Genomic DNA, 25,103 nt, shown 5'->3' on the forward strand with positions numbered 1-25,103 from the left:
GCGGAAGCCATTGCTCCCGACCGTCAGGCCTCCCTATGTTCTGCGGAACCGCCGCGCCGTCGCGCGGCTTCGTGGAGGATGCCCCATGCCGCTGCCCGTCGCGCTCGCACCGCTGACCGGTCCCTGGGCGCTGAAGGCCGCCGCCGGCGCCGCCACGGCCTTCGCCGTGTGGCAGACCGCCCGCCGCGCGCGCTGGTCCGACGCCCGCCCCGCCGTCGCCGAGGCCGCCCTCGACCAGGCGCCCGAGGGCGTCGAGTGGGGCTGGTCCCGCGACGCCGGCCGCGCCCGCGCCGACGCCCGCGCCGGCCTGCGCGGCGCGCTGCGCTGGGGCGAGGACGGGCCCGGCGTCGCCGTCGATCTCTCGGCCCTCGCGCGGCTGCGCCTGGGCCTGCTCAAACCCCGCGCCAAGCCGTTCAGGAAGACCGCCCGATGATGAAGCTCCGCCACGCCGCCGCCTCGCCCTTCGTGCGCAAGGTCATGGTCCTGCTGCACGAGACCGGCCAGACCGAGGCGGTGGAGCTGGAGGACGGCGCGACCTCGCCGCTGGACCCCAACCCCGGCAACCTGGCGGTGAACCCGCTGGGCAAGATCCCCTGCCTGACCACCGAGGCGGGCCTGTCGATCTACGACAGCCGGGTGATCACCCGCTATCTCGACACGCTGCACGACGGCGCGAAGCTCTACCCCGAGGGGGACGCGCTGTGGCCCGCCCTGGTGATGGAGGCGACCGGCGACGCGATGATGGAGGCGGGCGTGGGCATCGTCTACGAGCGGCGCCTGCGCGAGGAGGCCAAGCGCTCGGAGGCGTGGATGGCCGCGCAGCGGGGGAAGATCGCCCAGGCGATGGACCGGCTGGAGGGCGCCGCCTTCCCCGAGACGCTGGACATGGGCCAGGTCTCGGTCGCCTGCGCGCTGGGCTACATCGACTTCCGCTTCCCCGAATGGGACTGGCGCTCGGGCCGCGGGGCGCTCGCCTCCTGGGCCAAGCGGATGCACCGGCGGCCCTCCTTCCAGGCGACGGCCCCGAAATGACCCGGCTCAACGAGCTGGGCCAGGCGATCGGCGAGGCGCTGCCCGACTGGACCCCGCCCCCCGTGCCCGCGCGGGCCGAGCTGAAGGGACGCTGGGGGACGCTGGAGCCGCTGGACCCCGCGCGCCATGGCGACGAGCTGTGGGAGGCCGCGCAGCTCGACCCCGAGGGGCGCACCTGGACCTGGCTGGGCGACGGGCCCTTCGCCGACCGGGCGGAGTTCGACGCGCTGCTGGCGCGCAACGCCGCCTCGGCCGATCCGATGTTCTTCGCCCTGCGCTCGGCCGCGACGGGCAAGGCGGAGGGCTGGTGCTCGCTGATGCGCATCACCCCCGCCGCCGGGACCATCGAGGTCGGCTGGATCTGGTGGGGCCCGCGGCTTCAGCGCACGCCGGCCGCGACCGAGGCGATCTTCCTGCTGATGCGGGAGGTGTTCCGCCTGGGCTACCGCCGGTTCGAGTGGAAGTGCGACACGCTCAACGCCGCCTCGCGCGCGGCGGCGATGCGCTTCGGGTTTTCCTACGAGGGCGTGTTCCGCCAGGCCGTGGTCTACAAGGGCCGCAGCCGCGACACCGCCTGGTACGCGATGATCGACAAGGAGGCGGCGGAGCTGGAGGCGGCCTATTCGGCCTGGCTCGACCCCGCCAATTTCGACGAGGCGGGGCGCCAGAAGACGCGCCTCGCGGACCTGACCGCGCCGGTGCTGGTCGCCCGCGGCTGAGACGCGCCCCCTCCCCCGGCGACTTCGCCAACCGCGGGGAGGGGCCGTGCCGCCCCCCTCGTCCGACGGCCGGAGCGGGGGCGAACCTTGACTTGCCAGGCCTCGGGTCCGATGTGCGGAGCCGACCCCAGCGATCTCTTCCTCACCGGACCCGAGCCCCGGAGACCGACTTGACCGATTCCGTCCAGACCGACGCGCCCCTGATCTCCGCCGATCCGGCCGCGCTGAACTTCCTGCTCACGCGCCGCTCGCGCATCGCCAAGACGCTGACCTTCCCCGGCCCCGAGCGCGCCGCGGTCGAGACCATGCTGACGGCCGCCGCCCGCACCCCCGACCATGGCAAGATGGAGCCCTGGCGCTTCATCGTCTGCGCGGGGGAGGAAGCGAAGAAGCTCGGCGCCCTGACCCGCACGCTGGGGGCCGCGCGCGGCGTCGATCCCGACCGGATCGAGAAGCACGCCGAGCCCTTCGAGCTGACGCCCCTGACCATCGCCGTGGTCGCGGCGCCCAAGGGGACCGAGAAGGTGCCGGAGGTGGAGCAGACCCTCTCGGCCGGGGCCGCGTGCCTGGCGCTGCTGAACGCGGCCCTCGCCTCGGGCTGGGGCGCGAACTGGCTGACCGCCTGGATGGCCACCGACCGCGAGTTCCTGGAGACGGGCCTCGGCCTCGCGCCCACCGAGTGGGTGGCGGGGTTCATCCATATCGGCACGCCGACCCGGCCGGTCAGCGAGCGGCCGCGCCCGGACATGGACGCCAAGGTGGACTGGCGGGGGATGTGAGCCGATGATCGGGGACTTCGCGCGCGCCGTCGGACAGCTGGGCGACCCCCGCTTCCGCAAGGTGTTCCTCCTGTCGCTGGGCCTGACGCTGGCGATGCTGATCGCGGCCATGTTCGGCTGGGGCCAGCTGGTGGCGATGATCCCCGACAACGGCCTGACCGCCTTCGGCCACGACCTGTCGTTCCTGGACTGGGCGGTGGATTTCCTCGCCTGGACCGCGGGGGCGCTGGGGGCGGTGTTCCTGATGTTCCCGGTCGCCGCGCTGTTCATCGGCCTCTTCCTCGAGGAGATCGCCGAGGCGGTGGAGGCGAAATTCTACCCCCACCTGCCGCCCGCGCGCAGCATGACCTGGCTCGAGATCCTGGCCGACGGGCTGATCTTCACCGCGGCCCTGATCGGCCTGAACCTGGTGGGGCTGGTGATTTATTTCGCCGTGCCGCCGGCGGCGCCCTTCGTCTTCGTGACGATCAACGGCTGGCTGCTGGGGCGACAGTATTTCGAGCTCGCCGCCGCCCGGCGCGTGGGCGCGAAGGAGGCGCGGCGCCTGCGCAAGCGCATGGGCGGGCGGATCTTCGCCGCCGGCGTGCTGATGGCGCTGGCGCTGTCGATCCCGCTGGTCGCGCTGGCGATCCCGGTGCTGGCGGTGGCGACCTTCACGCACATGTTCCACCGCTCCCGCGGGGAGGTTCCCGCGGGCTGAGCCGGTCCGGCCGCGGCGCGCTTGAAGCGCGCCGACGGTCGGGAGGCGGCGGGGCGGACTCCTCCGTCAGGAGCCGACGGTCGGGGGCGGGGTCTTGTCCGCGCTGGAGGTGCAGCCCTCGGTGGCGGCGGCGGGGCCGGCGGCGAAGGCCGCGATCCCGAGCGCGAGAGCCGCGAAGGCGGCGGCGGTGCGAAGCATCGTCATGGCGGATCTCCCTGCGCCGGACGTCGATGGGCGTCAGCCTAGCATGACGCCGCGTCGAGCGGAGATCACGCGCGCGTGACGAACCGGGCCGCCCGCCCCTAGCGGAACCGCACCGGCAGCAGGAACTTGCGCCGGCCCTCACCCAGCCCGCCCGGCGCGGGGGGGAAGGGGGAGGCGGCGGCGACCGCGCGCAGGGCCGCGCGGTCGAGCGAGGCCGCGCCGGCGCTGCGCCGGATGGCGTGGGAGACGAGCGCGCCGCTCGCCTCCACCTCCAGCAGCACCAGCGCCTCGCCCCGGCGGTCGCCGCGGTCGAGCTCGCGCCGGCGCTGCACCTGGCGCCGGATCTCGGCGCCCCATTCCTGGATCAGGCGACGCGAGGCGTCGGGGTCGACCCCGGCGGAGGCGGCCTCGCGCGTGTCGCCAGCCTCGGCCCCGCCGCCGGCGCCGGCGGCGCGCGTCTCGTCGCGCGCGGGTCCGTCGTCGGCGGCGGCCGTCTGCCGAGGGGCCTGCGTCTTCGGGGCCTGCGTCTGCGCGGGTTTCGGCGCAGGGGCAGGTCTGGTCTCGGCCCGTCGCACCGGGCGCGGCGGCGCGTCCGGGCGGGCGCGGGGCATGGGGGCGGCGACCTCGGGCTGAGGGTCCTGCGGCGCCGCCTGCGGCTCGGGCGGGGGCGGCGCCATAGGCGGCGCTTCGGGAGGCGGCGCGGCCTCGGCGAGGGCGGGGACGCTCGGCGCCTCGGCCGCGGGCGGGGTCTCGGCCTGCGGGTCGGGGGCGACGGGGCGGTCCGTGGGCAGGCTCTGCGCGAGGCTGGGCGGCGCGGTCGGCGCAGGCGTCGCGGCGGGCCGCTCGGGGAGGGCGGGCGCGACGGCCGGCGCCTCGGCGGGCGGCGTGGCGGCGGGCGGCCGGGGGGCGGCGGCGGCGGCCGGCGGGGGCGCGTCGGCGGGCGTGGCCTGCGGGGGCGTCTCGGACACGGGCCGGGGCGCGGCGGGCGCGGCCGCCTCCGGGGCGTCGGGCGGCGCGTCCCACTCGGCGACCAGCGCGGCGAGTTCGGGGGAGACGGCGGCGAGCGACACGGCCGCGTCCCCGCCGGCGCCCGAGGCGGCGGCGGCGCCGTCCTGAGGCGTGCGCCAGGCGAGGAACAGCGCCAGGTGCAGCGCGGCGGCGAGCGCGAGGAAAACGCAGAAGGAGAGGAGCCGGGCCATTCCCGCTCAGCGTCCCGTGACGACGAGGGCGGCGCGCGCGACCCCCTGCTCGCCCAGCCGGGCCAGCAGGCGCGCGAACGCGGCCGCCTCCATCTCCGCGTCCGCGCGCACGGGCAGCGCGGCGCCGCCCTGCCCGGCGGCCTTCGACGCCGCGACCGCGGCCGCCAGCGCCGCCTCGCCCCGCGCGGCCCCGAAAGCCATGCGGCCATCGGCGGCCAGGTGCAGGGCCTGCGGCGCCTCGGGCGCGGCGGCGGGGGCGTCGGCCTGCGGCGGCTCGATCTCGAACGGCTCGGGCGGGGCGATGGTGGCGGTCATCAGGAAGAAGATCAGCAGCAGGAACACTACGTTGATCATCGGCGTGACGCTCTCGACCGGGGGCCGAGGCTGGGGGGCGTCGAGGCGCATGGTCGGGCTCCGCGCTCAGGGGGCGAAGATGACGGGCCGGCGGCCGTCGGGCGCTGCGGCGCGGGCGACGTCGGCGAGCCGCTGCAGCGTGGCCCCGTCGCGGCCGCGCATCACCACCGGGTCGTCGGGAGAGTCGGAGAGCCGCGCGAGCGCCGCGGCGAGCTCGCCCGGCGCGACGGCGGTTCCGTTCAGGCTCACCCCCTCGGGGCGCACGTCGACGAGGCGGGGCGGGCCGCTCCACGCCCCGCCGCCGCCGCCGGCCGCGAGGACCGGCAGCAGCCCCTCGGTCCCGAAGCGGGCGGCGAGCATGAAGAACACCAGCAGCAGGAACACCACGTCGATCATCGGCGTGAGGCTGATGCGCCGGCGGCGCGGGGCGGCGAAATCAAGCTGCATCGGCGCGGGAGGGCAGCGAGGCGGCGTCGGCCGCGGAGTCGGCGGGACGCACGGCGGAGGGGAGGAACAGGCGGGTCCCCAGATCCTCCATGTCCTGGCGGGCGCGGTCGGCGACGCTCTCGAACCAGGTCAGCGCGGCGGAGGCGGGGATCGCGACCGCCATGCCGGCGGCGGTGGTCAGCAGCGCCTCCCAGATGCCGCCCGCCAGCATGGCGGGATCGGCGCGCCCGCCCGCCTCCTGCAGGGTGCGGAAGGCGGCGATCATGCCCAGCACGGTGCCCAGCAGGCCCAGCAGGGGGGCGGCGGTGGCGATCAGCTCCAGCGCGCGCAGGCCGGTGCGGGCCTCGGCGAGCTCGCGCCGGGCGACGCGGGCGGTCTCCTCCCGCGCGGCCTCGGGGGGGAGGGCGGCGACGGCGTGGAAGCCCGCGCGCAGCATCCGGCCGCGCAGGCCGGGGCGGCGGCGCAGGGCGGCGAGGCCCGCGGCCGGCCCGCCCTCGCGATAGGCGGCGATGGCGCGTTCGGAGCGGGCGCGCGACCAGGCCCCCAGGCGCAACAGCGTCCACAGCTTCCACAGGATCAGCGCCACGGTGACGACCGAGAGCGCGGCGATGGCCCACACGGCCGGCCCGCCGTCGTGCAGCATCCGCGCGGCGGTGCCCCAGGCGTCGCCCGCGGCCCCGGCGAGGGCGTCGTGAGCCTCGGGGCCCGGGGCGGATCCGGTCCCGGCGGGGAGCATGGGATCGGGAACGGGCGCGCCGGCGGCCGCGGCCCCGGCCTCCGGCGCGCCCTGCCCCGCCGGGACGCCGGCCGCATCGGCCCCCGCCGGGGCGCCCGCCCCCCCTGCGCTCTCGGGGGCGCCCGCCCCCCCTGCGCCATCCGCCGCGCCCTGCCCGGCGGCGGCGTCCGGCGCGCCCTGCACGACGCCCGGCGCCGCGGCGTCCCCCGGCACGGGGACGTCCGGCGGCGGCGACGTCGACGGCGTCTGGGGCGAAACGTCGGGAGAGGCCGCCTGCACGCGGAGGGCGGGCGGCGCGACGTCGGGGGTCCCGGTCATCGCCCGACGCTCCCGCAGGCGCGGTCCGGGGAGGGGACGCGCGGGCGGAGGCGATCGGGGCGGGGGGCGACGCGGGAAGCGGAGCGCATGCGAACCTCCTTCGGGCAAAGGTGTCGGATGGCTCGCGGAGGCTCCGCTGGCTGTCTTCGGCATCGCTTTTCCGACCAAACTTGTCAAGCATCCGTCGCGGCGCTGCATCACGCGCGACCGTTGCGCGGGCCGCGCGCCGCTCCTGTTCCGGGACGCGTCGGCGCGCGTTACGTTGCGGGACGGTTGGGCGCGTGCGGGGACGAGGAGCGGACGGCGATGCGGGCGGGAGCGATGCGGCTGGCGCTGGCCTTGGCCGCGGGATTGGCGAGCGGTCTGGCGGCGGGCCTTCCGGACGCGGCAGGCGCGGGCGAGCGCGCGCGCAAGGGCCGCGGCGCGACCGAGGCGGGCGTGGGCGGCACGGTCCTGCTGCGGCTGCTGAACGCCGACGTCAGCGCCCGCGCGACGGGGGCGCTGGCGATGCTGGGCATCACCGCCGTGCCCTCGGAGACCGCGAGCACCCTGCAGCTCGATTCGAGCGTGGGCGAGGGCAACTCCTTCTTCGCCTCGCAGCTGGGCGGGGCGTTCACGATCTCGGATTCGGTCCCCCTCTACCTCGAGGGATTCGTCGGCTACTCGCGCTACGATCCGGTCTTCGTGTTCACCGACGGGACCTCGCGCTCGCGCCTGCCGACGAAGTGGACGACGCTGGGGGCCGAGGGCGGGATCGGCTGGGATTTCAAGCTCACCGACACGCTGATCTTCCGGCCCATCGTCAACGTGGCCGTGGGGCATGTGGAGAGCGACGCCTCCCTGCTGGGGCGGATCATCAACCGCCGCTTCGGGCTGGACCTGGAGTTCCTGGAGGACGGGCGGATGACGGCGGGGGGCTTCGGCGCCTCGTTGATGCTGGACTACGAGTACCACTCCGACGCCTACGACGCGGACGTGGAGCTGCGCTACACCCACCTGCACCTGGAGCCGATCGCCGGGTCTAAGGCGATCGACGCGAGCTCGAACGCGGCGACGGTGGGGCTGTGGTCGCGGCTGCGGGTGCCCACGGGGATCGACCTGTTCGGAGGGCCGCTGCGGGCGGTGTTCGAGGGCTCCGGCTCCTGGCTGCCGGGCGACCAGGGGGAAGTGCTGCAGACCCGCTGGCTGGCGCAGGCGGGGCTGGGGATCGAGTTCGACACCGAGCAGACGATCCTGCCGCTGAGCCGCGTGCGCATCGTCGCGCGCCAGACCATCGGGCGCAGCCTGACGGGCTATTCGCTGGGCCTGTCGGCGAGCTTCTGAGAGCGTGCCGGAGATGACGACGCGCGCGACGCCGCCGGGCGATCCGGCCGATTTCCTCGGCCCCTGGCGGCGGGTCTTCGGCGCGGCGGCGCCGCTGGGCTGGGCGCTGCGCGGGACGCATGGCGCGCGCTGGACGCGGTTTCACGCCCTGCCCGGGTCCGAGAGATATGCGCGGACGCCGGCCGAGCGCGCGATCATCCGCGCCCGCGCGAACGCGCTCGCGACCGAGGTTCTGGGCCCCCGCGCCGAGATCTGGATCGCCTGCGCCCGATATCCGGGCGTCCCGCCGGACCCCGACGGCCCCGAACGCCGCCTCGGCATGGGTCCGGCGATGACCTGGCGCGACCCGGAGGAGGACCCCGGGGACCAGGTCGAGATCGCCTTCCAGGCCGCCCGCTTCGCCTGGGCGCCGGGGTCGCTCGACCGCCTCTTCGACGAGGTCGCCGAGGACCTCGCCGACGCCGTCCTGTTCTCGCCTGAGCGCGGGGCGGCGCTGGCGCCCTATGCGGGCGGTTTCGACGTGTTCCTGCCGAGCGAGGGCGAGCTCGACCGGATCGAGACCCGCCACGCGGACTGGATGTCCGACCGCCCCGACCGCCTCTGACCCGCGCGCGCCTCCAACCCGCGCCGCGGGCGAGCCTGCGCCGGCCCGGCGCCCGCGGCCGGCGCCCGCCCCCTTCCCCTTCGCTCCGCGCGCCCCGCGCGTCCCTCTTCCGGGGACGGGGTCGGCGGGCGGGCGTCCCGGCCGCGCAGCGGGCGGCAGCGCCGCTCCGCCGGCCCCGATCCGCCTGCGCGACGCCTGCGCGACGCCTGCGCGACGCCTGCGCGCTTGCATCCGGGGCGGGGCTGCGCCATGCCCGTCGCATGGCCCGCCTCGCCCCGCCCGAAGCTCCGCTCTCGCCGCTCCAGAAGGTCCTGCGCTTTCACTGGGCGCTGGCGCTGCTGATCGCGGCCGTCGCCTGCGTGGGCTTTCTGATGCTCTACTCGGTGGCCGGCGGCGATCTCGACCCCTGGGCCTCGCGCCAGATGGTGCGCTTCGGGGCGGGCATGGCGATCATGTTCGTCGTGGCGATGATCCACGTGCGCTACTGGCGCACGCTGGCGCCGCTGGCCTACCTGGGCTCGCTGGGCCTGCTGGTGGCGGTGGAGATCGCGGGGCATACCGGCATGGGCGCGACCCGCTGGATCGCGCTGGGCCCGCTGCAGCTCCAGCCGTCGGAGTTGATGAAGATCGCCGTGGTGATGGCGCTGGCGCGCTACTACGACTGGCTGGGGGAGGGGCGCGTCTCCCGCCCGCTGTGGCTGATCCCGCCGCTGCTGATGATCCTCGTGCCCATGGCGCTGGTGCTCAAGCAGCCCGACCTCGGCACCGCGCTGCTGCTGGCGCTGGGGGGCGGGGCGGTGATGTGGCTCGCGGGCGTGCACTGGGGCTATTTCCTCGCCGCCATCGCGCTGGGCGTGGGGCTGGTCACGGCGGTGCTGGAAAGCCGCGGGACCGACTGGCAGCTGATCAAGGACTACCAGTTCCGCCGGATCGAGACCTTCCTGAACCCCGAATCCGATCCCCTCGGCGCGGGCTACCACATCACCCAGTCGAAGATCGCCTTCGGCTCGGGCGGCCTGTCGGGGCGGGGCTTCATGCAGGGCACCCAGACCCGGCTGAACTTCCTGCCCGAGAAGCACACCGACTTCATCTTCACCACGCTCGCCGAGGAGTTCGGCTTCGTCGGCGCCTTGTCGCTGCTGATCCTCTACGGGCTGATCACGCTGTTCTGCATCGTCTCGGCGATGGCCAACCGCGACCGCTTCGGCGCGCTGCTGACGGGCGGGATCGGCACCACGTTCTTCCTGTTCTTCGCGGTGAACATGGCGATGGTCACCGGCCTCGCCCCCGTCGTCGGCGTGCCGCTGCCGCTGGTCTCCTACGGCGGCTCGGCGATGCTGGTGCTGCTGCTGGCCTTCGGGCTGGCGCAGTCCGCCCATGTCCACCGCCCCCGCGGCTGAGCCCGCGCCCCTCGCGACCCCGGAGGTTCCATGACCGCCATCTCCCGTCCCGTGATCCTGTTCGGCGGCCGCCCCCCGCAGCGCGAGGAATGGGGCGCCGCCCTGCGCAAGGGGGCCGAGGCCCGCGGCGTGGAGATGGACCTGCGCATGGCGCCCGAGGACGTGGACCCGGCCGAGGTCGACGCGGTGATCTACAACCCCGAGGGGCCGATCCAGGACTTCACGCCCTTCACCAGGCTCAAGGCCGCGCTGAACATGTGGGCGGGGGTCGAGAAGGTGGTGGGGAACCAGACCCTGAAGGCCCCCCTGACCCGCATGGTCGAGCCCGGCCTGACCGAGGGCATGACCGACTGGGTGGTGGCCCATGCCACCCGCCTGCACGCGGGGATCGACCACCACCTCGACCTCAAGCCCGGCCAGTGGCCGCAGTGGCACCCGCCGCTGGCGCGCGAGCGCAAGGTGGGCGTGCTGGGGCTGGGGGAGCTGGGCGCCGACGCCGCCCGTACGCTGGCGGCGCTGCGCTTCGACGTGGCCGGCTGGTCGCGCCGGCCCAAGGCGATCGAGGGCGTGACCTGCTTCGACGGGGACGAGGGGCTGCGCGCGATCCTCGCCCGCTCCGAGATCCTGGTCCTGCTGCTGCCGCTGACGGCGGCGACCGAGAACCTGCTGAACGCCGAGACCCTGGCGCTGATGCCCCAGGGCGCGGCGATCCTGAACCCCGGCCGCGGCCCGCTGATCGACGACGCGGCGCTGGTCGAGGCGCTGGATTCGGGGCGCCTGTCGCACGCCACGCTCGACGTGTTCCGGGTCGAGCCCCTGCCCGCCGATCACCCGTTCTGGGCGCATCCCAAGGTGACGATCACCCCCCATATCGCGAGCGTCACCCGCGCCTCGACCGCAGCCGTGGCGCTGGTCGAGCAGATCGGGCGCCTCGCGAAGGGCGAGCCGCTCCTCCACGTCGTCGACCGCGCCCAGGGCTACTGAGCCCGCGCGCGCCCAAGGCGCCGCGTCCCCCGTCGCGCCGCTCGCGCCCCCCGCTCCCGCGGCGCTCCGAACCGTCGCGCCCGCGGCCCCCGTCTCCCGCCGGCCCGCCTCACGCGCGCCCTGCGCGACGCCCGCAGGCCCGCGCGAAGCGCCTGTTCTTCGGAGCCGTCCGTCGCTGATGCCGTCAAGAGCGAGTCGGCGGGAGGGGTCCAGGATCGCGAAGCGACCCCCGAAGGGGGCTTGTCCTTGACCCCTCCCGGCGACTCGCTCAGGCATCAACAGCGACGGACGGATCCGAAGGACAGGCGCGGCCCTGTTCTTTGGTGAGCTCCCGAAGCGGCCTTCCCGGGCGCGCCCCAAGGCGCGCCCCCGCGCAGCGGCCAGCCGACGAGCCCCGCCTCGGAGGCCCCCCGCCCTGCGGTCAGCCGAAGGTCGACTTGTAGGCGTCGCGCAGGACGTTCTTCTGCACCTTGCCCATGGTGTTGCGGGGCAGCTCGTCGACGATGAACACCGCCTTGGGCTGCTTGTATTTCGCCACCCGGTCCGCGAGCGCGGCCTTCACCGCGGCCTCGTCCACCGCGCCCGGCGCCTCGGGCACCACCACGGCGGCCACGCCCTCGCCGAAGTCGGGATGGGGCAGGCCGATCACCGCGCTTTCCTTCACGCCGGGGAGGTCGTCGATCAGGCCCTCGATCTCCTTGGGATAGACGTTGTAGCCGCCCGTGATCACCAGGTCCTTGGCGCGGCCCACGATGGTCACGTAGCCGTCGTCGGAGATCTGGGCGAGATCGCCGGTGATGAAGAAGCCGTCGGCGCGCTTCTCCTCCTCCGTCTTCTCGGGCATGCGCCAGTAGCCCAGGAACACGTTGGGCCCGCGCACCTCGAGGTTCCCGGTCTCGCCGGCGGGCAGTTCCTCGCCCGTCTCGGGATGGGTCACCTTCACCTCGACGCCGGGCAGCGGGAAGCCGACGGTGCCGGGGCGCCGCTCGCCGTCGTAGGGGTTGGAGCAGTTCATCGAGGTCTCGGTCATGCCGTAGCGCTCGAGGATCGTCTGGCCGGTGACGGCGCGCCATTTCTCGTGGGTGTCGGTCAGCATCGGGGCGGAGCCGGAGACGAAGAGGCGCATGTCCTTCGCTGCCTCGGCCAGGCCCGGCAGCTCCAGCAGGCGGGTGTAGAAGGTGGGCACGCCCATCAGGGCGGTGGCCTTCGGCATCGCCTCGAGCACCGCCTCGGCCTTGAACGCGGGCATGAAGATCAGCGAACCGCCGGCGACCAGCGTCACGTTCAGCGCCACGTAGAGGCCGTGGGCGTGGAAGATCGGCAGCGCGTGGATCAGCCGGTCCTGCGCGGTGAACTTCCAGTAGTCCCGCAGCGTCTGCGCGTTCGAGAGCAGGTTGCCGTGGGTCAGCATCGCGCCCTTGGAGCGCCCGGTGGTCCCCGAGGTGTAGAGGATGCAGGCGAGGTCCCCCGCCTCCCGCGCCGCCGCCTGGAAGCCCGGCGCCTGGGCCGCGGCGGCCTCGGCCATGGTCCCGCGGCCGTCGATGTCGAGGGTCATCGCCGTCGCGCCGGCCTTCTGCGCGAGCGGGGCGAGCGCCTCGAGCCGCGCGGGATCGCAGACGAAGACGGCGGGTTCGGCGTCGGTCAGGAAGTACTCGATCTCGGCGGGCACGTAGGCGGTGTTGAGCGGCAGGAAGGCCGCCCCCGCCAGCACCGCGCCGAGGTAGAGCTGCACGGCCTCGAGCGACTTCTCGGTCTGCACGGCGACGCGGTCGCCGGGCTTCACGCCGGCGGCGACGAGGGCGGCGGCCATCTTCTCGGCCCCTTCCCAGAGCGCGCCGTAGCTCATCGGCTCGCGGCCCGCCTGCTCGGCGAAGCGCCTCGCGTCGTCGCCTGCGGAGGGCGCGCGCAGGGCGGAGGCGAGCGTGTTTCCGGCGTAGGGCGAGGTCATGGGCGGGCTCCCGGCACGTTTATGCATTCGCTCCGTTCCTGCACCCGCGCCGCCCCCGGCGCAAGCCGCCACGCCCGCGCCCCCCGAACCCATGCATGCGCGCCGCCCGCCCCCCGCGCCCCGGCGCGACGCCTGCAGCGGCCCGCGAAGCGCCTGTTCTTCGGAGCCGTCTCTCGCGGATGCCGAACAGAGCGAGTCGGGGGGAGGGGTCAGGGATCGCGAAGCGACCCGCCGCAAGGCGGGCTTGTCCTTGACCCCTCCCCCCGACTCGCTCAGGCATCCATCAGCGAGAGACGGATCCGAAGGACAGGCGCGGCCCCTGTTCTTTGGTGAGTCAGGAGCCCGCCGGAGGCAGCGACGCCCGCAGATCCGGGCGCTCCAGACCCCTAGGGCCAAAGCCCGCCCGCAGGGCGCCTCCGTCCCCGATGCGGAAAGGGTGGCCCGAGGGCCGCCCTTGTCATCGCTCGAAGATCGGGTTCCGGCCCGCTCAGGCCGCGCCGCCCGCCGCCGCGCCCAGGGGCTGGGGCTCGACGCCCAGCGCGCGGCAGACGTCGTAGGGCAGGTCGGGGTTGTTGAGCGTGTAGAAGTGGATGTGCTCCACCCCCTCGGCCCGCAGGTTGTCGCACTGCTCGGCGCAGATGGCGCGCGAGAGGGTCTCGGTCATGCCCTGCTCGTCGGCGTTGGCGTAGGCCGCCTCGAGGAACTCGGGCACCGAGGCGCCGCAGCCCGCCGCGAAGCGCTTCATCTTGGCGAAGTTCTCGATCGGCAGGATGCCCGGGTGGATCGGCGCGTCGATTCCGGCCTTCGCCGCGAGGTCGCGGAAGCGCAGGAAGTGGGCGTTGTCGAAGAAGAACTGGGTGATGGCGCTGTCGGCGCCCGCGTCCAGCTTGCGCTTGAGGTTGTCGAGGTCCGCCGCGGGCGAGGCGCTTTCGGGGTGGAACTCGGGGTAGGCCGCGACCGAGATGCGGTCGTGGCCGGCCTCGCGCAGGGCGCGGGTCAGCTCGGCGGCGTTGCGGAAGCCGTCGGGATGCGGTTCGAAATGCGTGGCGCCCTTGGGCGGGTCGCCGCGCAGCGCCACGATGCGCCGGGCGCCCAGCTTGCGGTAGCCGTCGGCCTCGGCCAGCGTCTCGGCGCGGGTGGCGCCGACGCAGGTCAGGTGGCCGGCGACCTGCAGGCGCGCGCGCTCGAGGATCGCCTTGATGGCGTTGCGGGTGCGGTCGCGGGTGGTGCCGCCGGCGCCGTAGGTGACCGAGACGTAGTCGGGCGCCAGCGGCGCCAGACGCTCCACCGACCGCCACAGGCGCATCGCTCCCTCCGGCGTGGCCGGGGGGAAGAACTCGAAGGAAATGGACAGGCGTCGGCCGGTCGGTTCCGTCACGATGCAGCTCCTCAAGCAGCGGCGCGGCGTGGCGCACGGGTCCCGCGCCCCGGTGGGTGCAGGTCGGTCGTCCTACATACGGCCTGGGAGGCGACGCTTCAACGCCCGTTTGCGGCGCCGCCGAAAACACCGCACGCGTCCCGCTCCGGCACGCAGACGGCGGTCGAGCAAGGCGAATCTCCCCCTCCGCGCCCCTCCGCGCACGGGCCTCGCCCGCCGGCGAGGCCCGTCGCCCGGCCTGCATTCGCGACGCCCCGTCGGCGCTTCGCGACATCGGCCCCGGCCCGGCGCCGGGCGCGCCCGCGGCGATCCGTTCGCGACGCGAACCGATGTCGCGTTTCAGCTTCGCCCGGTCGCTCCCATCATGCGCGCGCGGCCGCCGAGGCCGTATCCGGAACCGCGAGGCGGGGCGGTTCCGGCGCAGGGAACCCCGCCCGAAGGAGAGACGATTGACGCAGGTGACGGTGGTCTGGTGGCGGGACATTCCCGCCCAGGTGATCGCGGGCAAGGGCCGGCGGGGCGGGGCGAAACGCCAGCTGCCCGAACGCTTCGAGCAGGCGATCGACCGCTGCGCGATGAAGGTCGGGGCGAAGGACTCCGACGCCTACCTGGCCGAGTGGCGGCGCGCGGCGCCCTACGAGGTCGAGGCCGAAAGCGACGCCGCCGCGGCGGACGCCGAGGCCGCCCGGCTCGACGCGGAATACGACGCCGAGCGGATCAAGGCGCTGATCGCCAACGACGGCTGGGCGGCGGCGACGGCGTAAACCAGTTCGCTGAACCGGAGGGAAACCCCGGCGAGGCATCATCCCGATCCGGCGCGGACGGCGCGCCGGACGGTCGAAGGAAGGGAGACGGGCATGTCGAAGGTCATCGATTTCTTCGCGCGGCGCACGCGCCAGGCGGCCACGCCCCCGCTTTCGACCGGCGCGCGCATCGCCGAGGCGATCCGCGGCTTCTCGATCGAGGTGATGCCGCGCACCGCCGCGAAGATCGACAGCTTCGCCGAGATCCTGCCCCGGGGCACCCGCGTCTACATCGCCCATATCGACGGCACCCCCATCGAGGAGATGGTCGAGACCGCCCGGCGCATCGCGCTGGAGGGCTTCGAGGTGATGCCGCACTTCCCCGCCCGCTCGATCCCCTCGAAGGCGGCGCTGGCCGACTGGATCGCGCGCTACCAGGGCGAGGCGGGCGTCAGCTCGGCCCTGCTGCTGGGCGGCGGCATCGCGCAGCCGCGCGGCGAGTTCCACTGCTCGATGCAGCTGATGGAGACGGGGCTGTTCGACGCCGCCGGCTTCGCCCGCCTGCACGTCGCGGGCCACCCCGAGGGCAACAAGGACATCGACGCGGACGGGACCGAGTCGAACGTCATGGCCGCCCTGAAGTGGAAGCAGGCGTTCTCGGAGCGGACGGACGCGCGGATGGCGATCGCCACCCAGTTCGTGTTCGAGGCCGGCCCCGTGGTCGCCTGGGCCGCGCGCCTGCGCGAGGCGGGCGTGGACCTGCCGATCCACGTGGGCGTGGCCGGGCCCGCCAAGCTGCAGACCCTGATCAAGTACGCGCTGACCTGCGGCGTGGGCCCCTCGGTCCAGGTGCTGCAGAAGCGGGCCGCGGACGTGACCAAGCTGATGCTGCCCTTCACCCCCGACCGGGTGCTGGCCGACATCGCCGCCGCCAAGGCCGCCGATCCGGCCCTGCAGATCGAGCAGGTGCACTTCTTCCCGCTGGGCGGCATCGGCAAGACGGCCGAGTACACGACCGAGGCCGGCGCCTCGGGCCGCGCCGCCGCCTACGCCTGACGCGCGAGGCGCAGCCCCGGGCCGGGGCGCGACGCGCGGGGGCTGACGCTCCCCGTTCCACGTGCTAACCGTCCCCCGCCATCGCGCGGGGGACGCCGTTCCCCTGCCCTGCCGAAACGCCCCGAGGGGCCCCAGCGAGGACGCTCCATGACCCGCACCGTCGTCGAGTCCCAGTCGAAAACCGTCGTCATCGGCTTCGACGAGCCCTTCTGCGTGATCGGCGAGCGGATCAACCCGACCGGCCGCAAGAAGCTGGCGGCCGAGCTGGAGATGGACGACTTCACCACCGTCGAGAAGGACGCGATCGAGCAGGTGGCCTGCGGGGCGATGGTGCTCGACATCAACTCGGGCGCGGTGTTCTCCAACAAGATGGAGGCCGATCCCCGCTACGCCGACAACAACTTCGTCGAGCCGATGCTGATGAAGGCGCTGATCGAGAAGGTGCAGGCCGTCGTCGACGTGCCGCTGTGCATCGACAGCTCGGTCCCCGGCGCGCTCCAGAACGGGCTCGAGACGGCGAAGGGCCGGCCGCTGCTGAACTCCGTCACCGGCGAGGAGGAGCGTCTGGAGCTCGTCCTGCCGCTGGTCAAGAAATACAACGTGCCGGTGGTGGCGATCTCCAACGACGACACCGGCATCTCCGAGGATCCGGAGGTCCGCTTCGCGGTGGCCAAGAAGATCGTCGAGCGGGCGGCGGATTTCGGCATTCCCGCCCATGACATCGTGGTCGACCCGCTGGTGATGCCCATCGGCGCGATGGCGACCGCGGGCCAGCAGGTCTTCACCCTGGTGCGCCGCCTGCGCGACGAGCTGGGCGTGAACACGACCTGCGGCGCCTCGAACGTCAGCTTCGGGCTGCCGAACCGGCACGGGATCAACGCGGCCTTCCTGCCGATGGCGATCGGGGCGGGCATGACCTCGGCGATCATGAACCCGGTGCGCCCGCAGGAGATGGAGGCGATCCGCGCCGCCAACCTGCTGATGAACCACGACCCCCACGGCATGGCCTGGATCCGCGCCAACCGCGAGCCGACCGCCGAGGGCGAGGCCCCCGCCGGCGCCCGCGGCGGCCGCGAGGGCCGCCGCCGCCGCCGCGGCTGAGGACCGCGCGCCCGGACCTCGATCCGGGCGCGGGCCCGCCCGCGGAGCGCCTGCCGCTCCGACCTCCCCCCGACCGACTCCGTCCCCGATGCGCCTGCCCCCGCGTCGACGTTGACGCGCGCGTCGATCCCGCCGAGCCTGCGGGTCGCGACATGGTACGGGAGGACCTGATGCGCATCCGATTCATCGCCGCGGCCGCGCTGGCCGCGCTCGCGCCCCTGCCCGCCCTCGCCGGGGCCGCCGACGGGATGTGGCGGACCGAGGCGAACGACGAGGGCTCGTATCTCGAGGTCGAGGTGGGGGCCTGCGCCGAGGACGCGGCCAGGACCTGCGGGGTGATCCGGCGGGCGATGACCACGGACGGGGCGCGGCCGGACTATCCCCACGTGGGCCGGCTGATCATCCGCGACATGGTCCCCGAGGGCGAGCGCGCCTGGGACGACGGCGAGATCTGGGCCCCCGACGACGACAAGACCTACGATTCCTCGATGGAGCTGGTCGCCGAGGGCCTGAGGGTCGAAGGCTGCGTGCTGGTGTTCTGCCGCAGCCAGGTCTGGACGCCGGTGAAGTGAGCCCGCCGCCGCGACGCGCGGCGGCGCGGGCGGGCCGCCGGCCGGCGCCTCAGGCGGATCGGCGGCGACGCCGGGCGACGAGAACCAGCGCGACCGAGCCGGCGGCGGCGAGCGGCAACGCGGCGGGGACGGGCACGGCGCCCGTGTCGCCCAGGCTCAGCTGCATCGCGCCCGTCGAGACGCGATGGGGGAAATCCGTGTTGTCGGGGTCGAGCAGCTCGCCGAACACGTTCCACCCGAAGCCCGTGACGTCGAGCGTGGGGAAGTGGAGCGGCCACTGCACCTCGACCTCCATCGGCTCGATCAGGCTGCGCGCGGTCGCCTCGGTCCACGCGACCTCGGTCGAGAAGTCGTAGTCGGGCGGCGCGAGCTCGTCGCCCCACATCGCGAAGGTCTCGCCGTCCAGCACGATGTAGAAGAAGCCCAGGCCCGGGTAGAAGCCCAGCTCCAGCGCGCCGGGCGGCAGGGGCAGCGCGTCGGAGCGGATCCCGTCGACGTCGACCGCGACGCTGAGCAGGGGGACAGAGTCGTCGCCGAAGCTGCCCGTGAACAGGTCGTCGGTGTCGGCGGTGAAGATGTAGGTCAAGGTCACGTCGTCGTAGTCGACGTCGCCGATGACCACGTTGGCGCCCAGGATCCGCCCCTCGAAGGTCAGCGGCAGGGCCTGGGCGGCCGGGGCGACGAGGGCCAGCAACGCGCCCGTCGCCAGCGCCGCGGGGAGGCCCGCGCTTCGAGGATCGGTCATGCGGGGGCCTTTCGCGTCTGGGGGAGGCGGGATCGCAACCCAAGGTAGCACGACCTGCCGCTGCGTGCAGTCGGTTTCCGCCAGGTGAAGGGGCCGAGGTGCGCGCGCCGGGCGCGAGAGGGGCGCGCCGCGGCGGTCGACCACGCCGCAGCCCGAGGGCGGGCCGAGGCGCTTTTCACAGCCGCGTGACGGGAATAATACGGGGCCCATGGTTTCCCTCGCCGCTCCCGACTCCCCCTCCGACGATCGCCGCGCCAAGCGCAACGTCGCGGTCCTGTTCCTCGCCCAGGGCATCCTGGGCGCGCAGATGCCGGTCAACTTCGTGCTCGGCGGGCTCGCCGGACAGCTGCTGACGCCGATCCCCTGCCTGGCCACGCTGCCGATCTCGCTGATCGTCCTGGGCTCGATGATCGCGGCGCCGAACGTGTCGAACCTGATGGGCCGGTTCGGACGGCGGGCGGGGTTCTTCGCGGGGACCGCGGGCGGGGCGCTGGGCTCGACGCTCTGCGCCATAGCGCTTTTCGTCGACAGTTTCGCGCTGTTCCTCGTGGGGGCGCTGTGCACGGGCGTCTACATGTCCGCGCAGGCCTTCTACCGCTTCGCGGCGGCGGATTCGGCCTCGGACTCGTTCCGGCCCAAGGCGATCTCCTGGGTGATGGCGGGGGGGCTGGTCGCGGCGGTGCTGGGGCCGCAGCTGGTCAAGGCGACCTCGGACATGCTGGCGCCGGTGCCCTTCGTGGGCGCCTACCTCTGCGTGATCGGGCTGAACGTGGTGGGCTCGCTGCTGTTCCTCGCGCTCGACGCGCCCAAGCCCGCCCCGCGGGCGGCGGACGCGCCGCGCGGGCGCAGCATCGGGCAGCTTCTGGGCACGCCGCGGATCCTGGTGGCGATGATCTGCGGCATGGTCAGCTATGCGCTGATGAACCTGGTGATGACCTCGACCCCGCTGGCGGTGGTGGGCTGCGGCTTCGGGCAGGGGGCCGCGGCGGACGTGGTGATGGTCCACGTGCTGGCGATGTTCCTGCCCAGCTTCTTCACCGGCGGCATCATCAACCGCTTCGGGGTCGAGCGGGTGATCGCGGCCGGGCTGGTGATCCTGGCGGGCGCGGGGCTCGCGGGCCTTGCGGGGGTGGAGCTCGCCAACTTCTACCTCGCGCTGTTCCTGCTCGGGATCGGCTGGAACTTCAGCTACATCGGCGCGACCACGATGCTGGCCGGCGCGCACTCGATCGAGGAGCGGGCGCGGGTGCAGGGCATGAACGACTTCTGCGTCTTCGGGCTGGTGACGCTGGCCTCGCTCAGCTCGGGCGGGCTGATGAACTGCCTGGGCGGCGATCCGCAGACCGGCTGGGCGGCGGTGAACCTGGCGATGATCCCGTTCCTGACGCTGGCGGGCGGCGCGCTGATCTGGTTCGCCCTGCGCAAGCCCGAGGCGGGCTGAGGCGCCCTGCCCTCCCAGAACGCGAAAGGCGCGCCCCCAAGGGGACGCGCCTTTTTCATGTCCGGCGGCTGCGCGAGGCGCGCGTCAACTCACTCGTTGAAGCCCTCGGCGAGGCTGGTGCCGACGTTCGAGATGTTGCCGAACAGCTGCTGGAGCACCGTCAGCTCGCGCCCGAAGGTGGGCGTGGTGCGCGAGGCGAGGTTGATGATCCGCCCGTCCTCGAGCCCGTAGACGTCGACGCCCGAGACCACGGCGTTCTCGTCGTAGTGCACGGCCACCACGCGACGCTCGACGATCTCGGGGGCGTTGTAGGCCACCGTCTCGGTCCGCGAGGAGACGTAGTACCAGGTGTTGTCGCGCACGACGCCGCCGGTGGAGGGGCGGCCGATCTTCTGCGCCACCGCGCCCGGGCCGTCGACGCCGATCTGGATGCTCTCCAGCTGGCCGTCCTGGGGGGCGTAGCCGTGCACGGTCGAGATCGGCTCGCAGGCCGCGAGCGCCAGCAGCGCACCGGCGCCGGCCAGCGCGGCCAGGCCCCGGCGCCCGGCGGCGGAGCGCAGGATGAGAGAGGACGGGGTCCGCCCGAGGGTCGTCGGTGTCCCGACGGCGGCGTCCAGGCGGTTCAGACTTGCGCGGCGCATGCTCGACAGCTCTCCCGGCGACCCGGCGACGGGCCTGACTTCGCAAGACGGCGCTGCGCGTCGGCCGCGGGGGGCCGGAACGGGGGCCGCGGCGCGGCCCGGGCGCGGGACCGCGATCCGGTCCCGGAAATCGGCGCGCTCGCCGCTTGCAGCCACTGCCTAGCGCGCGCATGTTTGCAGTTCAAGCGGCCCCGCCGCGAGGCGCCCCGCCCGGACCTGTGACCGGCCCCGATTTTCGGCGGCCGGCCCGGCGTCGGAAGCGGGCGCGGCCTGCGGGGCCGGCGCCCCCTGTTGCGCGAGCGCGAAGGATATCCGCCGACCATGCGACCCCCCGCCTCCCCGCCCATTTCCCGCTCCACCCCCGGCGCCGGCGCGCCGGAGTTCTCGCGCCCCGTGCGGGTGAACGAGCTGAGCCCCGAAGGATTGACGCTGTCCCAGAAGGCCGACGGGCCGGAGCGCACGGCCCTCGCCCGCCGCTTCGGCGTGGCCGCTGTGGGCAAGATGTCGTTCGAGGCGCAGATCCGCCCCGCCGGCGACGGCTGGCGCGTCTCCGGCGTCGCGCGCGCGCGCGTGACCCAGCCCTGCGTGGTGACGCTGGAGGACATCGCCCAGGAGATCGAGGAGCCGTTCTCCCGCCTGTTCCTGCCGGGCGTCGAGCCGGCGGGCATCGGCGACATCGCCCCCGACGAGACCGAGGATCCGCCCGAGCCGCTGGGCACGCGGCTGGACCCGGCCGAGATGGCCTCGGAGGCGGTGGCGCTGGCGATCGACCCCTATCCCCGCGCCCCCGGCGCCCGGTTCGACGGCGTGGGCGAGGAGGCGCCGGAGGGCGAGCCGGGCGAGGGCGAGACCCGCAAGCCCTTCTCCGCCCTCGCCGCCCTGCGCGAGCGGCTGGAGCGCGACGAGGACAAGTGACGGCGCGGGGGCGCAGGCGCGCCCCTGCCGCACGCCTCCCCGCGCCGCAAGGATCCGTGGGAGGGCGACGTCGCCCCGGCGGAGAGCGCCCGAAGGCGACCTGCCGCCCCCGGCTCGGGCCCTCGGCGGCGCAGGCGACGGGCGGGGGCGCGGCCCCTGCCCGGTTCACCCCTGAGCGGCCCCTAGTCCTCCACCACCCGGCCGCCGTCGAGGCGCAGGACGCGGTCCATGCGACGCGCGAGCTCGAGGTTGTGGGTGGCGACCAGCGCGCCCAGCCCCTCGGTCCGCGCGAGGCCGGCGAGGAGCTCGAACACCATCTCCGAGGTGCCCGGGTCGAGGTTGCCGGTGGGCTCGTCGGCCAGCAGCAGGCGGGGGCGGTTGACCAGCGCCCGGCAGATCGCCACGCGCTGCTGCTCGCCGCCCGAGAGCTCCGCGGGGCGGTGGGAGGCGCGGGGCGTCAGGCCCACGGCCGCCAGCAGCTCGGCCGCGCGGGCAGAGGCGGCGCGGCGCGAGGCGCCGGCGGCGCGCATCGGCAGGGCCACGTTCTCCTCGGCCGAGAACTCCCGCAGCAGGTGGTGGAACTGGTAGACGAAGCCCACGTCCCGCCGTCGGATCGCGGTGCGCCGCCCGTCCGACAGGCCCGCCGTCTCGACGCCCGCGATGCGCACCGCGCCCGCGTCGGCCCGGTCGAGCAGCCCCGCGATGTGCAGGAGCGTGGACTTGCCCGAGCCGGAGGGGGCGACGAGGGCCACGACCTCGCCCGCCGCGACCCGCAGCGAGGCGCCGGTCAGGACCTCCACCTCCTCGGCCAGGCCCTGCGAGTAGATGCGCCGGACGTCGGAGAGTTCGAGCGCGGCGTCACTCATAGCGCAGCGCCTCCACCGGATGCAGTCGCGCGGCCTTGCGGGCCGGGAAGAAGGTGATGAACCAGCTCAGCGCCAGCGCGAGGCCGGCGGCCGAGGCCACATCCTCCCACCGCAGCACGGCGGGGAACTTGGTGAGCATCCGGATCTCGGGGTCCCAGATGCCGCCGCCCGCGAAGAAGTTCACCACGTCGAAGATCGGGTCGATGTAGATGACGAAGAGGATGCCCAGCCCCACGCCGATCAGCGTGCCCAGCGTGCCGATGCCGGCGCCGCAAAGGAAGAAGACCCGCAGGATCGCCCCCTGCGTCAGCCCGACGGTGCGCAGGATGCCGATGTCGCGGCCCTTGTTCTTCACCAGCATCACCAGGCCCGAGATGATGTTGAGCGCCGCGATCAGCACCACGAGGCTGAGGATCATGAACATCACCGCCCGCTCGGTATCCAGCGCGGAGAGGAACGCGCCGTTGGCGTCCTTCCAGGTCCACTCGATGGCCCGCGGTCCGGCGGCGGCCGAGAGCGCGTCGTCGAACTCGGTGCGCGCGGCGCGCGAGCCGAGCGCCTGCGGGTCCTCGACGATCGCCTCCACCTGGTCGGCGGAGTCGCCGCGGTTGAAGAAGTCCTGCGCGCGCTCGAACGTCATGTAGACGCGGGTCTTGTCCACGTCGGTGCGCCCGATGCGGAAGATGTAGACGACCTCGAACCCCTTCACCTTCGGCGCGGTGCCGAAGGGGGTGGTCTGGCCGCCCGGCAGGATCATCGAGACGCGGTCCCCGACCTCGACCCCCAGCTCCTGCGCCACGCCCCAGCCGATGGCGATGCCGTTCGGCAGGTCGTCGAGGGAGCCGCGGGAATCCTCGGGGTTCGCCACGTAGGGAAGGTCGCGCAGGTCCTCCAGCCGCTCGCCGCGCACGATGGCGCCGGCGTTGGCCGAGCCCTTGGAGACGAGCGCCTGCGCCTCGATCATCGGGGCGGCGCGGATCACGCCGGGGACCCCGGCGACCCGCGCGGTCATCGCGTCGTAGTCCTCGATGCGCCGGATCACGTTCCCGCGGTCGTCCCGCACGGGGACAGCGTAGAACTTCACATGGCCCTCGGCGCCCAGGATGCGGTCGGTGAACTCGGCCCGGAAGCCGACCATCACCGCCATCACCACGATCAGCGTGCCGACCGCCAGCGCCACGCCGACCAGCGCGTACCACACGATGACCGAGATGCCGCCCTCCCGCCTGCGGGCGCGCATGTAGCGCCAGGCGATCATCCATTCATGGGCGGCGAAAGGGGGCGCGCCCCTCAACCGGCCGCGATCCCCGAGGGTCCGGGGGGAGGCGTCGCTCATCGGGAACTCCCGTCTGCGTCGTGGCGTGCGTCGCGCCCTGGGTATCGGCCCGAATCCCGGCCCGCATCTCCGGGCGCCGCCGGGCGCGAGCCCGGCCCGGGCGGCGAGGGGGTTCCCCCCTCGTCGGCCCGCCCCCCGGCCCGGGGGCCGGGGGCCGGGCTCGGCCGGGTCAGAGACCGCGCCAGATTTCCGCCAGTTTCGAGGCGGCGGCCTGCGGCGAAAGCGCCTCGGTCTCGCCGGTGCGGCGGCAGGTGAGCTCGACCTTGCCCTCGGCGAGGCCGCGGGGCCCCACAGTGACCCGCCAGGGCAGGCCGATCAGCTCCATGGTCGCGAACTTCGCGCCCGCGCGCTCGTCCCGGTCGTCGAGCAGCGGGTCGACGCCCGCGGCCGTCAGCGCCTGGTAGAGCTCGCCGCAGGCCGCATCCACCGCGGCGTCACCGGGCTTCATGTTGACGATGCCGGCGCCGAAGGGGGCGACGCTCTCGGGCCAGATGATGCCCTTGTCGTCGTGGTTCGCCTCGATCAGCGCGCCCACCAGGCGGCTGACGCCGATGCCGTGGGAGCCCATGTGCACGGGCACGCGGTTCCCGCTCTCGTCGGTGACCATTGCGCCCATCGGCTCGGAGTACTTGGTGCCGAAGTAGAAGATCTGGCCGACCTCGATGCCCCGGCCCTTCACGCGGCGATCCTGCGGGATCTCGTTGTAGAGCGCCTCGTCATGGGTTTCGTCGGTGCGGGCGTAGGGGGTGGTCCACTCGGCCTTGATGGCCTCGAGCTGGGCGCGGTCGTCCCAGTCCACCTCGCGGTCGCCCAGCACCAGGTCGGTGACGGCGCGGTCGTAGAAGACCTCGGACTCGCCGGTGTCGGCCAGCACCAGGAACTCATGCGTGTCGTCGCCGCCGATGGGGCCGCTGTCGGCGCGCATCGGGATCGCCTTCAGCCCCATGCGCTCGTAGGTGCGCAGGTAGGAGACCATGTGCCGGTTGTAGGCATGCATGGCGTCCTCGTAGGTGAGGTCGAAGTTGTAGCCGTCCTTCATCAGGAACTCGCGCCCGCGCATCACGCCGAAGCGGGGGCGGACCTCGTCCCGGAACTTCCACTGGATGTGGTAGAGCGTGAGGGGCAGCTGCTTGTAGGAGCCGACCGAGCCGCGGAAGATGTCGGTGATCATCTCCTCGTTGGTGGGTCCGTAGAGCATGTCGCGGTCGTGACGGTCGCGGATGCGCAGCAGCTCCTTGCCGTAGGCGTCGTAGCGCCCGCTCTCCTGCCACAGGTCGGCGGGCTGGAGGGTGGGCATCAGCAGGGGGATGTGGCCGGCGCGCTGCTGCTCCTCGTGCACGATCTGCTCGAGGCGGCGCAGCACCTTGAAGCCCAGCGGCAGCCACGAATAGATGCCGGCCGCCTGCTGGCGGACCATGCCCGCGCGCAGCATCAGGCGGTGCGAGGCGATCTGCGCGTCGGCAGGCGTTTCCTTGAGGACGGGCAGGAAGTAGCGGCTCAGGCGCATCGGGGTCCCTTCGACGACGGCTGCGGCGCGCCGCGATGCGCGCCGGATCCTGGTC

At 74.1% G+C, this 25,103-nt stretch carries 27 protein-coding genes; 15 read left to right on the forward strand and 12 right to left on the reverse strand.

Annotated elements, in window-relative coordinates; genetic code table 11:
- Positions 1-85: 85 nt before the first annotated feature.
- The 5 genes from P2H44_RS05795 to P2H44_RS05815 all read left to right on the forward strand — a co-directional run bounded on the left by P2H44_RS05795 (position 86) and on the right by P2H44_RS05815 (position 3,230).
- Positions 86-433 carry a hypothetical protein gene (locus tag P2H44_RS05795; RefSeq protein WP_275762505.1) on the forward strand — a complete coding sequence of 116 codons (348 nt, stop codon included), beginning with the start codon at positions 86-88 and terminating at the stop codon, positions 431-433.
- Positions 430-1,032 carry a glutathione S-transferase gene (locus P2H44_RS05800; RefSeq protein WP_275762506.1) on the forward strand — a complete coding sequence of 201 codons (603 nt, stop codon included), beginning with the start codon at positions 430-432 and terminating at the stop codon, positions 1,030-1,032. Before P2H44_RS05795 ends, P2H44_RS05800 begins: the two co-directional genes overlap by 4 nt.
- Positions 1,029-1,751, forward strand: coding sequence for a GNAT family N-acetyltransferase (locus P2H44_RS05805; protein ID WP_275762507.1), 723 nt, complete (start codon positions 1,029-1,031; stop codon positions 1,749-1,751). The genes P2H44_RS05800 and P2H44_RS05805 overlap by 4 nt, the downstream gene beginning before the upstream one ends.
- A 170-nt stretch (positions 1,752-1,921) precedes the next feature.
- Positions 1,922-2,530, forward strand: a complete 609-nt coding sequence (locus tag P2H44_RS05810) for a nitroreductase family protein (protein WP_345798978.1) — start codon at positions 1,922-1,924, stop codon at positions 2,528-2,530.
- 4 nt (positions 2,531-2,534) lie between these two features.
- Positions 2,535-3,230, forward strand: coding sequence for an EI24 domain-containing protein (locus P2H44_RS05815; RefSeq protein WP_275762509.1), 696 nt, complete (start codon positions 2,535-2,537; stop codon positions 3,228-3,230).
- Between the two features lie 66 nt (positions 3,231-3,296).
- Here P2H44_RS05815 and P2H44_RS05820 read toward each other — a convergent pair whose 3' ends face one another.
- The 5 genes from P2H44_RS05820 to P2H44_RS05840 form a co-directional block, all read right to left on the reverse strand.
- Positions 3,297-3,434 carry a hypothetical protein gene (locus P2H44_RS05820; RefSeq protein ID WP_275762510.1) on the reverse strand — a complete coding sequence of 46 codons (138 nt, stop codon included), beginning with the start codon at positions 3,432-3,434 and terminating at the stop codon, positions 3,297-3,299.
- 98 nt (positions 3,435-3,532) lie between these two features.
- Entirely contained in the window at positions 3,533-4,633 is a 1,101-nt protein-coding gene (locus P2H44_RS05825; RefSeq protein WP_275762511.1) for a TonB family protein, read from the reverse strand.
- 6 nt (positions 4,634-4,639) lie between these two features.
- Positions 4,640-5,038 carry an ExbD/TolR family protein gene (locus tag P2H44_RS05830; protein ID WP_275762512.1) on the reverse strand — a complete coding sequence of 133 codons (399 nt, stop codon included), beginning with the start codon at positions 5,036-5,038 and terminating at the stop codon, positions 4,640-4,642.
- Between the two features lie 15 nt (positions 5,039-5,053).
- Positions 5,054-5,434 (reverse strand): ExbD/TolR family protein, encoded by a 381-nt coding sequence (locus P2H44_RS05835; protein WP_275762513.1) that lies wholly within the window; start codon positions 5,432-5,434, stop codon positions 5,054-5,056.
- Positions 5,424-6,488, reverse strand: a complete 1,065-nt coding sequence (locus P2H44_RS05840) for a MotA/TolQ/ExbB proton channel family protein (RefSeq protein WP_275762514.1) — start codon at positions 6,486-6,488, stop codon at positions 5,424-5,426. Before P2H44_RS05840 ends, P2H44_RS05835 begins: the two co-directional genes overlap by 11 nt.
- Before the next feature lie 306 nt (positions 6,489-6,794).
- Here P2H44_RS05840 and P2H44_RS05845 point away from each other — a divergent pair, with 306 nt between their 5' ends.
- The 4 genes from P2H44_RS05845 (at position 6,795) to P2H44_RS05860 (ending at position 10,799) form a co-directional block, all read left to right on the forward strand.
- Positions 6,795-7,811, forward strand: coding sequence for an autotransporter domain-containing protein (locus P2H44_RS05845; protein ID WP_275762515.1), 1,017 nt, complete (start codon positions 6,795-6,797; stop codon positions 7,809-7,811).
- Between the two features lie 13 nt (positions 7,812-7,824).
- The gene (locus P2H44_RS05850) at positions 7,825-8,415 is read left to right on the forward strand and encodes a DUF3885 domain-containing protein (RefSeq protein WP_275762516.1); all 591 of its coding nucleotides are present in this window, start codon (positions 7,825-7,827) and stop codon (positions 8,413-8,415) included.
- Positions 8,416-8,675: 260 nt separating this feature from the next.
- A complete protein-coding gene (gene rodA / locus P2H44_RS05855) occupies positions 8,676-9,815 on the forward strand; it encodes a rod shape-determining protein RodA (protein ID WP_275762517.1) in 1,140 nt (379 codons plus the stop codon).
- A 30-nt stretch (positions 9,816-9,845) separates the two neighbouring features.
- On the forward strand, positions 9,846-10,799 hold the full coding sequence (locus tag P2H44_RS05860) for a 2-hydroxyacid dehydrogenase (protein ID WP_275762518.1): 954 nt from the start codon (positions 9,846-9,848) through the stop codon (positions 10,797-10,799).
- A 421-nt stretch (positions 10,800-11,220) separates the two neighbouring features.
- Here the strand turns inward: P2H44_RS05860 and P2H44_RS05865 are convergent, their stop codons facing one another.
- Both P2H44_RS05865 and metF read right to left on the reverse strand, forming a co-directional pair.
- Complete coding sequence (locus P2H44_RS05865; protein WP_275762519.1) at positions 11,221-12,747, reverse strand: malonate--CoA ligase; 1,527 nt, start codon at positions 12,745-12,747, stop codon at positions 11,221-11,223.
- Positions 12,748-13,234: 487 nt separating this feature from the next.
- Positions 13,235-14,125 (reverse strand): methylenetetrahydrofolate reductase [NAD(P)H], encoded by an 891-nt coding sequence (gene metF, locus P2H44_RS05870; RefSeq protein ID WP_275762520.1) that lies wholly within the window; start codon positions 14,123-14,125, stop codon positions 13,235-13,237.
- 449 nt (positions 14,126-14,574) lie between these two features.
- Between metF and P2H44_RS05875 the strand changes: the two genes are divergently transcribed.
- The 4 genes from P2H44_RS05875 to P2H44_RS05890 all read left to right on the forward strand — a co-directional run bounded on the left by P2H44_RS05875 (position 14,575) and on the right by P2H44_RS05890 (position 17,597).
- Complete coding sequence (locus tag P2H44_RS05875; protein ID WP_275762521.1) at positions 14,575-14,889, forward strand: virulence factor; 315 nt, start codon at positions 14,575-14,577, stop codon at positions 14,887-14,889.
- 93 nt (positions 14,890-14,982) lie between these two features.
- A complete protein-coding gene (locus P2H44_RS05880) occupies positions 14,983-15,924 on the forward strand; it encodes a methylenetetrahydrofolate reductase (protein ID WP_275762522.1) in 942 nt (313 codons plus the stop codon).
- Positions 15,925-16,071: 147 nt separating this feature from the next.
- Positions 16,072-17,025: a methyltetrahydrofolate cobalamin methyltransferase gene (locus tag P2H44_RS05885; RefSeq protein WP_275762523.1), complete on the forward strand. Its 954-nt coding sequence runs from the start codon at positions 16,072-16,074 to the stop codon at positions 17,023-17,025.
- 170 nt (positions 17,026-17,195) lie between these two features.
- Positions 17,196-17,597: a DUF2147 domain-containing protein gene (locus P2H44_RS05890; RefSeq protein WP_275762524.1), complete on the forward strand. Its 402-nt coding sequence runs from the start codon at positions 17,196-17,198 to the stop codon at positions 17,595-17,597.
- Positions 17,598-17,646: 49 nt separating this feature from the next.
- On the opposite strand, the gene P2H44_RS05895 is transcribed toward P2H44_RS05890, so the two are convergent.
- Positions 17,647-18,342, reverse strand: a complete 696-nt coding sequence (locus P2H44_RS05895) for a hypothetical protein (protein WP_275762526.1) — start codon at positions 18,340-18,342, stop codon at positions 17,647-17,649.
- Between the two features lie 208 nt (positions 18,343-18,550).
- Here P2H44_RS05895 and P2H44_RS05900 point away from each other — a divergent pair, with 208 nt between their 5' ends.
- A complete protein-coding gene (locus tag P2H44_RS05900) occupies positions 18,551-19,783 on the forward strand; it encodes an MFS transporter (protein ID WP_275762527.1) in 1,233 nt (410 codons plus the stop codon).
- 89 nt (positions 19,784-19,872) lie between these two features.
- Here the strand turns inward: P2H44_RS05900 and P2H44_RS05905 are convergent, their stop codons facing one another.
- Positions 19,873-20,424: an outer membrane protein assembly factor BamE gene (locus P2H44_RS05905; RefSeq protein ID WP_275762528.1), complete on the reverse strand. Its 552-nt coding sequence runs from the start codon at positions 20,422-20,424 to the stop codon at positions 19,873-19,875.
- 321 nt (positions 20,425-20,745) lie between these two features.
- On the opposite strand from P2H44_RS05905, the gene P2H44_RS05910 reads away from it, so the two are divergent.
- Positions 20,746-21,339, forward strand: a complete 594-nt coding sequence (locus tag P2H44_RS05910) for a YceD family protein (protein WP_275762529.1) — start codon at positions 20,746-20,748, stop codon at positions 21,337-21,339.
- 182 nt (positions 21,340-21,521) lie between these two features.
- On the opposite strand, the gene P2H44_RS05915 is transcribed toward P2H44_RS05910, so the two are convergent.
- The 3 genes from P2H44_RS05915 to proS all read right to left on the reverse strand — a co-directional run bounded on the left by P2H44_RS05915 (position 21,522) and on the right by proS (position 25,048).
- Positions 21,522-22,205 (reverse strand): ABC transporter ATP-binding protein, encoded by a 684-nt coding sequence (locus tag P2H44_RS05915; RefSeq protein ID WP_275762530.1) that lies wholly within the window; start codon positions 22,203-22,205, stop codon positions 21,522-21,524.
- A complete protein-coding gene (locus P2H44_RS05920; protein ID WP_275762531.1) occupies positions 22,198-23,541 on the reverse strand; it encodes an FtsX-like permease family protein in 1,344 nt (447 codons plus the stop codon). Before P2H44_RS05920 ends, P2H44_RS05915 begins: the two co-directional genes overlap by 8 nt.
- 169 nt (positions 23,542-23,710) lie before the next feature.
- Positions 23,711-25,048 (reverse strand): proline--tRNA ligase, encoded by a 1,338-nt coding sequence (gene proS, locus P2H44_RS05925; RefSeq protein ID WP_275762532.1) that lies wholly within the window; start codon positions 25,046-25,048, stop codon positions 23,711-23,713.
- Between the last annotated feature and the right edge of the window lie 55 nt (positions 25,049-25,103).

This window comes from Albimonas marina (assembly GCF_029223255.1).
GTDB lineage: Bacteria > Pseudomonadota > Alphaproteobacteria > Rhodobacterales > Rhodobacteraceae > Albimonas.